This is a genomic window from Paenibacillus sp. 01T47, assembly GCF_056398245.1.
Genome location: NZ_JBFTPA010000003.1, coordinates 1 through 12,381, shown reverse-complemented (window position 1 = coordinate 12,381; position 12,381 = coordinate 1). Strand labels below are relative to the sequence as shown.

At 43.9% G+C, this 12,381-nt stretch carries 10 protein-coding genes and 1 pseudogene; 2 read left to right on the top strand and 9 right to left on the bottom strand.

From position 1 onward, the window contains the following. Positions 1-130: 130 nt before the first annotated feature. Positions 131-1,171, bottom strand: a complete 1,041-nt coding sequence (locus AC1DOV_RS07445) for an NAD(P)/FAD-dependent oxidoreductase (RefSeq protein WP_076271014.1) — start codon at positions 1,169-1,171, stop codon at positions 131-133. 167 nt (positions 1,172-1,338) lie between these two features. Continuing rightward, positions 1,339-3,288 (bottom strand): AraC family transcriptional regulator, encoded by a 1,950-nt coding sequence (locus AC1DOV_RS07440; RefSeq protein ID WP_477549611.1) that lies wholly within the window; start codon positions 3,286-3,288, stop codon positions 1,339-1,341. 445 nt (positions 3,289-3,733) lie between these two features. On the opposite strand from AC1DOV_RS07440, the pseudogene AC1DOV_RS07435 reads away from it, so the two are divergent. Next, positions 3,734-3,955 (top strand): annotated as a pseudogene (locus AC1DOV_RS07435) (YiaA/YiaB family inner membrane protein); the annotation flags it as partial. A gap of 60 nt (positions 3,956-4,015) precedes the next feature. Then, positions 4,016-4,213, top strand: coding sequence for a YiaA/YiaB family inner membrane protein (locus AC1DOV_RS07430; RefSeq protein ID WP_256711064.1), 198 nt, complete (start codon positions 4,016-4,018; stop codon positions 4,211-4,213). A 66-nt stretch (positions 4,214-4,279) separates the two neighbouring features. Here the strand turns inward: AC1DOV_RS07430 and AC1DOV_RS07425 are convergent, their stop codons facing one another. From AC1DOV_RS07425 to AC1DOV_RS07395, 7 genes are all read right to left on the bottom strand, one after another. Next, positions 4,280-5,737, bottom strand: coding sequence for an ABC transporter substrate-binding protein (locus AC1DOV_RS07425; protein WP_477549610.1), 1,458 nt, complete (start codon positions 5,735-5,737; stop codon positions 4,280-4,282). 111 nt (positions 5,738-5,848) lie between these two features. After that, positions 5,849-6,721, bottom strand: coding sequence for a carbohydrate ABC transporter permease (locus AC1DOV_RS07420; RefSeq protein WP_076271011.1), 873 nt, complete (start codon positions 6,719-6,721; stop codon positions 5,849-5,851). Next, the gene (locus AC1DOV_RS07415) at positions 6,721-7,641 is read right to left on the bottom strand and encodes a carbohydrate ABC transporter permease (protein WP_477511574.1); all 921 of its coding nucleotides are present in this window, start codon (positions 7,639-7,641) and stop codon (positions 6,721-6,723) included. The genes AC1DOV_RS07420 and AC1DOV_RS07415 overlap by 1 nt, the downstream gene beginning before the upstream one ends. 106 nt (positions 7,642-7,747) lie before the next feature. Then, positions 7,748-9,085, bottom strand: coding sequence for a response regulator transcription factor (locus tag AC1DOV_RS07410; protein WP_477549609.1), 1,338 nt, complete (start codon positions 9,083-9,085; stop codon positions 7,748-7,750). 30 nt (positions 9,086-9,115) lie between these two features. Further along, on the bottom strand, positions 9,116-10,918 hold the full coding sequence (locus tag AC1DOV_RS07405) for a sensor histidine kinase (protein ID WP_339207479.1): 1,803 nt from the start codon (positions 10,916-10,918) through the stop codon (positions 9,116-9,118). A 175-nt stretch (positions 10,919-11,093) separates the two neighbouring features. Beyond that, the gene (locus AC1DOV_RS07400) at positions 11,094-12,110 is read right to left on the bottom strand and encodes an HD-GYP domain-containing protein (protein ID WP_441879355.1); all 1,017 of its coding nucleotides are present in this window, start codon (positions 12,108-12,110) and stop codon (positions 11,094-11,096) included. Between the two features lie 158 nt (positions 12,111-12,268). Continuing rightward, the coding region (locus AC1DOV_RS07395) for an IS3 family transposase (protein WP_477549805.1) at positions 12,269-12,381 on the bottom strand (113 nt) is incomplete at its 5' end.

Here is a 12,381-nt window from a genome sequence, read left to right as displayed (position 1 = left end):
AATAATAGGTGTTATATTACGAAGTGTATAGGCATGCAAAAACCCCTCTGTCTTAGACAGAGGGGTTCTATACTTATATGGGTAACCTGCTGATGGCTGTGAAGCTCATGCTTTCTGATTAAACGGTATACTATTCTTCTTCTACTACGCCAAGCTCCCGATTTTTCTCCTTAAAACGCTCGTTATGAGAAGAAACATAAGCCATCTCTGGAGCTTCCGGATCCATATACAGCTTCGCGCTGTTGAGTGCCAAGACGCCGTCCGTAAACGTTCCTGCAATAAGCCCAACCTTGCTGCCGAAGCTCGCGAAATCGCCTGCGCCGAAGATGCCCGGAATATTAGTAGCCATCCGCTCCCCAACGTTCGCATTCCATACTCCCATATCAAGACCCCAATCACGGATGGGTCCAAAATCACTTTTCATTCCATGATTGACGATGACAGCATCGACTTCAATCTGCTTGCTTTCCTCCGTTTCCATATGTGCAATTGTTACCTTCTCGATACTTTCCCCATTACTGCTATGAAGCGCAAGCACTTGATATGGCGTAAGAACATTTACAGAGGATTGTTTCATCCTGGAAACATTTCTCTCGTGCCCGCCGAAGCTGTCGCGGCGATGCACGACCGTTACGCTGGCTGCAATGGATTCCAGCTCATTAGCCCAGTCTACTGCGGAATCGCCGCCGCCAGAAATGAGCACTCGCTTATCGCGGAATTTTTCCAGCTCCTGTACAGTATAGTACAAGTTCGTTACTTCATAGCGGTCAGCCCCTTCAATCTCCAGCTTCGCTAATTTTTTTATTCCGTAACCGATTGCCATAATGACCGTTCTTGTATGATGCTTCTCCCCAGTTAATGAAGTTAGCATAAAAGTTCCGTCAGCCAATCGTTCATAGTCCGTAATTTGCTGTCCGAGCACGATCGTCGGGTCAAAGGTTTTGGCTTGTTGAATCAATTGCGCAATTAATTGTTCGCAGCGAATCGGTGTTACCCCGCCTACATCCCAAATAATTTTCTCAGGATAAGTGAGCATTCGCCCGCCGAGTTGATCCTGCGCTTCAATTAATTTCGTTTTTAAATCGCGCATGCCGCTATAGAAAGTGGTATATAACCCACCTGGGCCACCACCAATTATCGTTACATCATAGAGTTCCAATTGTTCGTTCATCGTTTGCCTCCAAACGTCAGTCATGATCAATTTATTTTTGATATTGATTATCACTATCACTTATTAAAGTTTAGGATACCATCCTCATTGTGACAATGGACAAAAGTCACCATTTTTTTGTACAAAACTGACTTTTGTTATCTCTATCAATGCTTTCAACGATTCGTTTATTTCGCACCTGCGAGCCAATTAGCTAGTTCCTCTGTCTGTGATAGCGTAGCAATCGGATCAAAATACCATGAGCGTTCCTTACTCCAAATATAGACGCGATCATTTTTAACTGCATCAATCAGCTTCCAAATCGGCTCGGTTTTCAAATCTGCAAGCGTTAGCGTATCAGACGTTAATATAATATAATCGCCAGCAAAGTCAGACAGCTTCTCTCCAGAAACCTCAACAATTTGCTCCTTCATCAGCTGCACCGCTACTTTAGCTGGCGGCTTAAGTCCAAGTGCTTGATAGACTGCTTGTCCGCCCCTGCCGAAATTATCGCCGAATACGCCCGTATTCCCTCCCCAATCCTGCATGACAGAAAACACAGCATCGCTTGGAATGGCACTTTCAACCTTTGCTTTGGCTGCTGCAATACGCTGGTCGTAATCAGCTAACCATGCTTCCGCTTCTGCCTCTTTCCCTAACAATTTGCCGAAGTAGGTCAATTCTTCATGCGTATTTTTTAGTTCGCCATAAGGAACAACGATCGTCGGTGCAATTTTGCTATACTGCTCATAAGCTGCTTCATTACCTGTAACGATCATATCCGGCTGCAAATCTATTATTTTCTCTAGCGATACACTCTCGTATTCTCCAATATTCTCCACACCTGCAAGCGCGTCTGAAAAATACGGATTTTTCAAATTCAATTCTGGCGTACCGATTGGTTTGACATTAAGTGCAATAAAGCTGCCCAAGTACAGATCAACAACGATCCGTTCGGGATGCGAAGGAATTTCGATATCACCTTTTATCGTTGTGATTACTCTAGTCTGAGCCTCCGTTTGAGGCTTGTTGGAGGGAGCTGCTTCCCCCTTCGTCGTTAATTTTGATTCCACGGTTGTCGTATTTGTATTTAACGTCCCCGTAGAACAAGCACTCATAAATAAAGCAAAACAAAACAACAGGGTTGCCGCCATTGATAATTTCAATCCTTTGTACATGGGCAATTGATTCTCTCCTTTGTATTGATAATGATTATCATAACGATACACATTGTAACGCCGGAGCCTCCCTGGAACAATGGACGATCGGCTCGATCTATATAGACGATCTGCGCCGCTTCTAGTATTTTTCAAACGGTCCTTATACCTGCCTGGCGAAACGCCAGCAACCTTTTTGAATATCCGTGTGAAATATAAGCGATCGGAATAACCAACGCTTTCCGCAATTTCCTGAATGGTTGCGCATGTATTTTTCATTAGCTCCTTCGCATGATCAATTCTCACCTGAATGACATAATCAATGAGACTATGCCCTGTTTCCTTTTTAAACACCTTGGACAAGTTTTTGGCGCTATAGCTTAAGGTCTGCGCCAACTGCTCGAGCGTAATCGGCTCCATATAATGATCATGAATATAACGAAGCGCTTGAGCTGCTAGGTCAGGCTTCGATAGAGATACATCTTGCTTTTGCAGCTGAATGAATACCTCATAAACAAATTGATGAAATAACGTATTGACATGAAATCTCTCCAAAGAATGCGATATTTGCCACTCCTGTACCATTACGTTAACAATTCGAAACAGTGGGATCGGGTATTGCGGGGCGAAGCCATATTGCATATGGAACGGGTTGTTATTTTCAATAAGAGATAAAATCTCTTGCCTGCAAGGATGCGGGATAAGTGCTTTATAGAAGATTAAGTAATAATCAAAATCCTCCTCCAGCCTGTCTATATCCAAGCACATTCCTTTGCCCCCATGCAGCACATGAAATCGCTCCGCCTTATATAGATGACCGTCCAAACATACATTTGCGCTGCCAATTGTCGTATATAAAAATCCGCTTGCTGGAAGACGGTAGGATTGCAGCCTATCGCCAAGTTTCATCCTATGGTGACGAACATCCAACACCTTAATTGAGGCGTGGTTCCAAAGCCTAATAAGATCATTCCACTCCACTTTCCGAGTTCAGCTCCTCTAGCGTTTACTTTGTGCTGCTCATAGATCGACCGAAGAAAAAGCCGACTACTTGATCATGATGGTTCAGCCTTTTATGTATGGTTCCTTGCAGAGCATATTAACAAGCATTCTAATGATAACCATTCTCATTGTCAATTCCTTTCTTACTAGGGCATGTCTGAGAACTCTGAAGACAGCAAATTTTGCTGAATTTTCGTTCCATGCAAGGCGCGTTTGTGAAGGCGTACCGGGGTACGTCAAGCAGACGGAACGAAGCAGGGGGCGAAAAGGCGGTGAAAGGTGCCACTGAACGGGTTTTCAGTCACGCCCTAGTACCTGGTACTACAATAAGTTGGTACTTTTGCGTTTTGGCATATGATGTAAACTAAAGACATGAACAACAAATCGATTCGGGAGGCTTTCTCAAATGGAAAAAATGGAAATGATGCAAGTACGCAAACCAGCAAATTTTTATCGCCGCCGCAATACCCCAACGTATACCTTCATGGCTTGGGCAGCTTTTCTTATAGCATGTGGCTTCGAATTCATCGGTATTTACACGCTTAAACAGCCAATGTCTGTGCAAGGGTATTACGCTGTAACCGGCATACTTTTAATTATCACTTCATTTCTTCTGCAGAAGGTTGCGCGCGACAATGACGAGGATAAGTTTCTCAAAGACTACAACCCAGGCTACAGAAGCCGCAATACCTCCGCCTTTTCGTTCATGGCTTGGGCCGGCTTTATCATTGCCATTCTTGCTCAGTATATAGGTATTTACACGCTAGAGGAGCCGCTTTACGTAAAAGGCTACTACGCGATTGCCGGTGCTTTCTTAATCGTTTCTTGCCTCGTTTTGCAAAAGACCATTCGGGATAATGAAGAAGACAGCGTGCATACGAAAACAGAAGATTTAGAAAGCTAGAAAATAATAAAAAGCCTCCCCTTTAAAGATGAATTGGGGAGGCTTTCTTTCGATCAATCCGTTTAGCTATTCGACTTTAATAGAATCAAAAAATTTCTCTTGCACGACCTTGGCAGACTTGTCGAGCAAGCCTTGAAGATCTGAACCTTTTTTGGAGAAAACCTCTTGCAGCACATTCGTTACTTCGCCATAGTAATCCTGCGTGTTGTATTGTGCTTCAGGTTTGCCGTCAAGCAAAGAATCGGATTCTGCGTTATATTTGTAGACGTTATCGTATTTATCAAATATAGCCTGTGCTTTTTGACCGTATTCCGATGAAGGGCTGTAGTAGTTCATTTGCGGCGGAATATAGTATTTGCCTTCTGTTTGGCGTTTTTGGATATCGGTTTCAAGCGACTCTAGACCTTTATCCGTAAAGTAATCGAATGTAATATAGCGGAAAGCAATTTCTTGTTCGTCCTTCGTTGCATTTGGATTGATCACGAGGTAATCGCCGCCAAGTACGCCTGTATGCTTGCCGCCTTTCTCCGCTGCCGGCATCGGGAATGTCAGTACATCCTCTGGCTTCAAGCCGCCTTGGTTGAGTGCTTGCTCAAGTACACCCTCAGCTCCCGCTATAACCATAGCCGTACGGCTTTGTCCGAAAGCGCCGACAGCATCGCCCCATCCAAGTGCCCAGTCCTGCGGAATTGCATTTGCTTCCCATCTAAGCTTGTTGTAAAACTCTAGCGCCTTCAAGCCAGCGGCAGAATTAAAGGCTGCTGTTACTTTGCCGTCAGCGATCGTCTGAACATCGCCGCCTGCCTCAAACAAGAAGTTGGTCCAGTTCCAGCCTGCTTCTGTACCTTTGCCCATCGGTGCAATACCTGCAATACCTTTCTTCGGATCAGCTACTGCTTTCGCAGTGTTGTACATATCGTCCCATGTCCAGTCATACGATGGAATCGGTACACCTTTCTCGTCAAGCAGCTTCTTGTTAACAACCGTAGTTGTAACATAGGCTTTCTGGGATACCCCGAACACCTTGCCGTCAATGATAAATTGGCTTTGCAGCACGGGATTGATTTGATCCTTGAATGGATAACTGTCCCACAGCTCCGTAATATCGGCTACCCAGCCGCGCTCCTGCAAAAACTTAGCTTCTGTTGCCCAAGTGTTGAAAAATGTCGGCGCTTCGTTTGCTGCCATTTTGATGCCGATTTCGCTTGGGTTGTAGTGCCAGTCGCTTTTTACGATTTCCACGTTAGGATAAACCTCGTTAAAACGTTTGATTTTGTCATCTTCCAGCTTGCGGTTCTCAACCTGATCCGGCAATGGATAATAAATGCTGATCGTAATTTTTTTGTCTTTAATATCTTCCTTCGGAGGATCTGTTTCCTTGCTGCCTGCATTGTTTGTCGCTGCATTCGTTGGTTTATCGGTTTCTTTTGGATCGTTGGTCTCCTTGTTGCCACCGCTGCAAGCTGCAAGAATTGAGCATATCATGACCAAACAAATCAACACTGCCACGTTTTTCTTTAGCATCGATATTCCCCTTCACCATTCGTATTTTCACTACATCCTCATCATAAAGGAGACGTTTTCATTTGGGCGAGGTGTATTCTTATTCCGATCATGTGTATGTCTACGAACTGCTTATCCCTTAACCCCGCCAAGATGAAGTCCGCGCATAATGAACTTTTGGAACGCCAGAAACACGAGAATCGGCGGCAGCATCACCATCGTAAGGATGGCGAATCGAATGTTCAGATTGAGCCTTTGCGCACTGATGACGTATTTATATACGGCTGTCGCAAGCGGATATTTCTTATCGCTGTGCATCACAAGCGATGGCCAGAACCAATCGTTCCATGCCGTTGAGAAAACAAATATTGCGAGCGTGGAGAAAATAGGAATGGAAAGCGGAATCGCGATAAGGCTGAAGCATTTCCAGTCTGACGCACCGTCGATTCGAGCCGCTTCAATCATTTCATGATGGATACCATCGAAGAAATTTTTAAGCAGCAGCAGATAGAATGCACTCGCACTGGCAGGCAGCCAGAAAGCCGCATACGTATTAAGCAAACCAAGATCCTTCAGATTAAGAAAGTTCGGAATGATATAAGTGCTCGGCGGTATGAAAAGTGTAATCATGAAAAAAAAGTAGATACCCTTCTGATACGGAACATTAAGCTTGGATAGGCTAAAGGCTGCTAAACCAAGCACGACGATGGTCATAATCATGTTGCCGCCAAAAATCATAAGCGTGTTTTTCAAAAACTGCGGCAGATTAATAAAATTCCAGCCTGTTCGGTAGTTGTCGAAATGCCATTCCGAAGGCAAAAAGTGCGGCGGAAACGAGTTCACTTCGGTGTTTGCTTTCAAACCGTTAAACAATGCAGTAGCAATGGGATAAAGCATCGAGGCAACCATTGCAATAATGACAAGGATAATAAGCAGAAAACCTACCTTGTTTTTATTTCTGCGCAAATCGTGACTGGATAATATCCCTCTGTCTAAGCTCTTCATCACTTGCTCGCCCCCCTGTTGTTCAGCCTGAATTGTAAAAGTGCCAATCCGCCAAGGACGACGAACATAAGTACACCCAGCGCAGAGGCTACCCCATAATCAAGCTTCGTAAATGCATATTTGACGATAAACAGCGAGTAAGTGAGCGTTGCTTTGTTCGGACCGCCGTCAAGCAAGGCCAGCTGAGATTGGAAACCTTGCGTCGTTGCAATCAACTGCAAGAGGAACAGAAGCAGAATCAATCCGCGAATCGACGGAAGCGTAATATGCCAGATACGGCGGAATATGCCTGCGCCATCAATTTCTGCTGCCTCATACCAGTCACGCGGGATACTAAGAACAGCAGCCAAATAAATGAGCATGCCTGAACCGAACTGCTGCCATGTTTCCATGACAACAAGCGAAATCATTGACCAGCTTTTATTCGTTAGGAAGGCTATTTGGTCAAGCCCCGCTTCCGTCAGCAATCCGTTAATCGGACCTACCGGATCATAGAACCATCTCCATAAGCCGTATAACACAACAGCAGGCACGACGTTCGGCAAATATGCCGCCACGCGAACGAAGCCTTGAAAGCGACGCAGCTCTGATATCGCGATTGCAAACAGAATAGGAACCCAAAAGCCGATAACCATACATAAAAACATGTAGTACAGCGTATTTTTGACACCAATCCATACATCAGGATCGTTAAAAATCGTTTTGTAGTTATCAAACCCCACGAACGTATTTCCCTTTACAAAATCGATCGTGTAAAAGCTGTAAATAATGCCTTTCGTGATCGGCACCCACAAAAATAAAATAAAAATAATAGCTGCGGGCAGCAGAAACAAATAGCCCGAAATATGTCTTTTCCACCTGCCAGCCTTCCTCTGCACCTTGCTATCGAGCGGCTCGCCTACTACAACGGATTGTTCCATCTGAGTTTCCCTCATTTCTTTTCTATTGCTCTATACCATTCTAGAAGCAAGGCGGCTAACTGGTAATGTGCAAATCTAAGACAATGATAGCTATTTTTACTTCATCTTATTTCTTGTCGTCCTTCTTAAGCTCGCTTGGGCTCATCCCATAATATTTTTTAAATATTTTGCTAAAATGCTCAGGAGATTCGTAGCCGACGCGCTCCGAAATCTCGTATCTTCGCAAATCGGTATACAAAATAAGCTTCCGACTCTCCTCCATTCGAAGCTTTATTACATACTCCCATAAGTTATAGCCTGTATCCTTCTTGAACAAATAGCTTAAGTAATTCGGGCTGACATGATTTTTTTGGGCGACCTCATGCAGCGTCAGTCCCTTCTGAGCAAAGTTGCGATCGATATATGCCTTCGACTTCTCTACAATGAGGCTATTCTGTTCGCTTAGCTCTTCGGCAGTAGGGTCCTGCGTATAGGTGCTCCAATTAAAATCACCGTAATAAAAAACATAATGATCACGATGCTCACGGTTCCACAAGATCGCTTTGCGCGCTTGTTCGCTGAGCATGCCCACGAAACCAATGCCCCGCACAATTTGACTAATGCCTATGACACAGTGCAGCCCGATAAATTTATGAATGTTGTAATAGAGGCTGCGCCCGATCATATCCAATTGATTAATTTTGTTGACACTAGCTTCTCCAAACTCGTTCTCGTCCCATTGAATAAGTACACTAATCTCCTGATTGGGGGAATAGAAGGCCACATGATTCCATTCCTTATCCAGCAGCTCGTTCGCAATGTTCAATGCAGCATATTGCAGCAGCAGTGCATCCCTACTTTGGATCTGCCGATCCTTATCCGATAAATTCAGGCGCAGCTTAATGACCGCATAATAAGGCCCGTTCAGCTTGATTGCGTAGCGCTCATACAACTTCTTCGCTATTTCCTCGGGTGTCTCCTCGGAACTTGACAGCAGCTGATTAAACAGCTCCGTTCGCTTCGGGAGCGGCTCCTCCATATGGAAATGCTCATGCAGCTTGGATAAGAACTGATCCTCCGTTGCCGCAGGCTTATTCATTTTGAGCAGCACATTTCGGACGGAATCCAGAAATTGATCGTTATTAAGCGGTTTAATCATATAATCCTTTGCACCGAGTCGAATCGCCATTTGAGCATATTGAAACGTTTCATAAGCGGAAATGATGATCGTCTGAACCCATGGCTTCAGCAGCTTAGCCTGATGCATTAGCTCAATTCCATTCATCGAACCCATTTGAATATCTGTGATCAGCAGGTCAATTTCTTCAATTCTCAAATAATCGAGCGCTTCATATCCGCTGTGTGCCATATAAACATTTGCTAAACTAATGCCGGAAGCAGACAATAAACTGCATAAACCCTCACATATTAAAGGCTCGTCATCTACGATCAATATATTGTACATTTATAATCCTCCCCGTCCGCATCCCAATGCTCACTTTGTCTCATCATAGCTCGTTGGCAAAATAATCGTCACCGTCGTGCCTCCGTTGTCACCGCGCTTGTAGCTCATTCCATATCCATTGCCAAAATGAAGCTGAATTCGTTGTTGGATGTTACGAATCCCATAACCTAAACTATGATCCGACTTGTCATTGCTTAATAAACGCTCAATTGAGGCATAATCAACTTCCTTATGTCCGTTGTCCTCCACCTTGATCGTAACCCGCTCGCCCTCAACTACGGCCGAAATTTGGATTTCGCCATCCTCGCCCATAAATTTAACGCCATGGATAATCGCATTTTCGATAAGCGGCTGCAGCGATATTTTCGGAATCATAATCATTCTTGCGGCATCGGAAATGTTCCAGTGCACTTGAAACTCATATTTGTATCGCTTCTGCTGCAAGCTGACATAAGCGGATGCATGCTCAAGCTCCTCGTCCAGCGGAATGAGCTCTCTTCCTCTGCTTAGGCCAATTTTCATCAGCTTCGATAAGTCCTTAATCATTTCTGCGGATTCCGTATTTCCTTCAAGCGAGCTCTTCCAGTAAATACTCTCAAGCGTGTTGTACAGTAGATGTGGATTAATTTGCTGGTAAAGCAGCTGAAGCTGCGACTCCTTCTGCTTGATGTCCATATGATATTTATAATGAATAAGCACATTTAGCCTGCGGGCCATATCATACAAAGCGGCAAAGAGTACGCCGACCTCGTCATTCCGGCCTTTTCCCGGCGTCTCCGGCACTAGCCTGCCTGGCTCATAGGTGCGAACAAATTGCGCCAGCTTCTGAAGCGGCGTCATAAGCGAGCGCCAGAAATAAACAACAACGACGCAGCCGAACAATATATAAGCAATAGAAATGAGCTGGATGACATGCTTGAGCTCGCTTTGCTGCTTTAATAACGAGCTGATCGGAATTTGATAGACTAGTTTATTGTTCAAGTTGCGGTTATAATTGACCACATAGATGTAATCAGAGGTCATGACATCAAAAGTGCCCACCGCTTCCATCCCATCCTTAATCTCTGTTGCAGGCGGCAGTACATACGTCTTCCCCATCAGACTTGAATCAGTCGCTGCGAGCACGCGGTTCGACCAATCCATAAACATGATCTTGCCGTCTGGCAGTGAAACGGATTTCAGCGATTCGCTAATTTTCATATCCATCTTTGTTGCGACCAAAACGCCAATGATACCGTTTCCAATAGATACATTGCTAACGGCACGAATATAAGCAAGCGTGCTGATCTGCGATAACCCTACATTTGAATCAATAATTTCCATGTAACCTTTGCTCTTATAACTGACCGCATCATCGTACCAGCTCGGTTTCTCTGCATCGGAGAAAAAATAAACCCCGGTTTGTGTCAACTGACGCTTCGGCGCAAAAAAATAGTAATCATTCGGGTCATAAATATACAGCGAATAATATACGGCTTCTCCTCCATTAAGAGGAATCGAATTACTCGCAAGCAGCTTGTCGACCTTATCGTATTTCCGTACTCTCTCAATAACCGTCTCAGCCCCAGTAGGGACAAGCTGCTGCGTAATTGGATTTTGAATAATCGTCGTCGTTATTTTGCTGATCGTATCCATGTCACGATTAATGACGGTATCGTTTTGTTTAATGAGCTCCACATATGCGCTCGTCACATGGTTTTTGAGCAAATGCTCTGCTTTCATATTGCCGTACCAATGCAGTAGAAAAATCGGACTCACCATCACGAGAAACAAAAGTATCAATTGCTGCTTTATGTTCAATTTTGTCAAAGGATTGCTAAGACCCGATCGCATGCAGGCACCTCCGGTTAATAATTGTACTATAGCAAAAAAAACAGCCAAACAGAGTGGCTAGATCTACCCTTTTCAAAAGCGGCAATAGAGCATAATCGTAGAAATACACATACTTCATACAAAAAAATGCTGCTAGTCAACAGATGTTGGTTAGCAGCACTTAGGATGGTATATTTTAAGCGATAATAGATTTGATATGTATATTTCTCTCCTGGCTTAAATCCAAGAAATAATCTGCCAGCTTGATAAGAGGCGTCTCAATATTGTGCGGATTGATGTACACGACCTCACCTTCTCGGCCATCCGTCAGAAGCACTTGTTTGCCGACTAATCGCTTCATCAGGTTTTCAATAAATACCGAGATAATTTGCGGGTTAAGAACGCCAAACTTCCCATCTGTCATCTGATTTACAATTTCATGAAAGGATAATGGCTCGTGATAAGGACGCTTGGAGGACATCGCATGAAAAATATCCGCAACTGCTACGATAGAGCTGAATAAATCGATATTTTCCTTTTTCAGTCCGAGTGGATAGCCGTTCCCGTCCTCGCGTTCATGATGCTGAAGCGCAACACGAGCGATTCGCAGGCTTAAGCCCGTCGTACCCTTGAGCAGCTCATAACCGTAAATGGTATGCTTCTTAATTAATTGGAATTCAACCTCATTCAGCTTGCCCGGCTTGTTTAAAACCTCTAGCGGAAGCTTTACTTTGCCAACATCATGTAGGGTAGCAGCAAGCGACAAAATCGAAAGCTCTGAATTGTCCAGATTCATCCATCTTCCGATAAGCGTCGATATGACGCCCACACCTACGTTATGCTCATATACATAATCATCCTTGGCTTTCACCGCTTCGAATAATTCGAAAATATCCTGATTTTTGGATAGCTGCAAAATAGCTGGCAGCACCTCATTGCGAATCTCCATTAACGGGACCTTACGTGATACTAAGATCGATTCAAACAGCTCTTTTGAGATATTAACCGTTTGCTGAACAAGCTCACCAATTTGAATGCTTGATTGCTGAATCGGCTTATGCTCATAAGCAAGGGCAATCGATGATAAATCTATCCGATGGTTTATTAATATTTGTAATGATTCACTAGTCAGAACAGAGTCAGCTGGTACAATCGTAACGCCATATGCGTTCAAAATATCATATTTCATTTTTTTCCCGATCAACTGTTCCATGACTTCACTCCCTCGGAATTGACGTTTCCAACATTTAGTTTACCATATCTTATTTAGGAAGGGTCTATTAAAATTAGAAAGATGAGAATACATAGAAAAGGCCAACGGATTAGAAAGGCTAATTGAAGTGACCCCAAAAAGTTAGACAGGTTATTTTATTAGGCGATATTCTGGGAATGAGTCCGGTACAGTACCGGACTCATTCCTTTTAATTTTGTCCTAATACGCTTGTGATTGTAATAATCGATATATTTTGATAGCTCATGCTTAA

Bases quoted from the DNA above. Each gene is read 5' to 3' on its own strand.
- AC1DOV_RS07445 (WP_076271014.1), bottom strand. From the start codon at position 1,171: ATGAACGAACAATTGGAACTCTATGATGTAACGATAATTGGTGGTGGC.
- AC1DOV_RS07430 (WP_256711064.1), top strand. From the start codon at position 4,016: ATGGCTTGGGCCGGCTTTATCATTGCCATTCTTGCTCAGTATATAGGT.
- AC1DOV_RS07425 (WP_477549610.1), bottom strand. From the start codon at position 5,737: ATGCTAAAGAAAAACGTGGCAGTGTTGATTTGTTTGGTCATGATATGC.
- AC1DOV_RS07420 (WP_076271011.1), bottom strand. From the start codon at position 6,721: ATGAAGAGCTTAGACAGAGGGATATTATCCAGTCACGATTTGCGCAGA.
- AC1DOV_RS07415 (WP_477511574.1), bottom strand. From the start codon at position 7,641: ATGGAACAATCCGTTGTAGTAGGCGAGCCGCTCGATAGCAAGGTGCAG.
- AC1DOV_RS07410 (WP_477549609.1), bottom strand. From the start codon at position 9,085: ATGTACAATATATTGATCGTAGATGACGAGCCTTTAATATGTGAGGGT.
- AC1DOV_RS07405 (WP_339207479.1), bottom strand. From the start codon at position 10,918: ATGCGATCGGGTCTTAGCAATCCTTTGACAAAATTGAACATAAAGCAG.
- AC1DOV_RS07400 (WP_441879355.1), bottom strand. From the start codon at position 12,110: ATGGAACAGTTGATCGGGAAAAAAATGAAATATGATATTTTGAACGCA.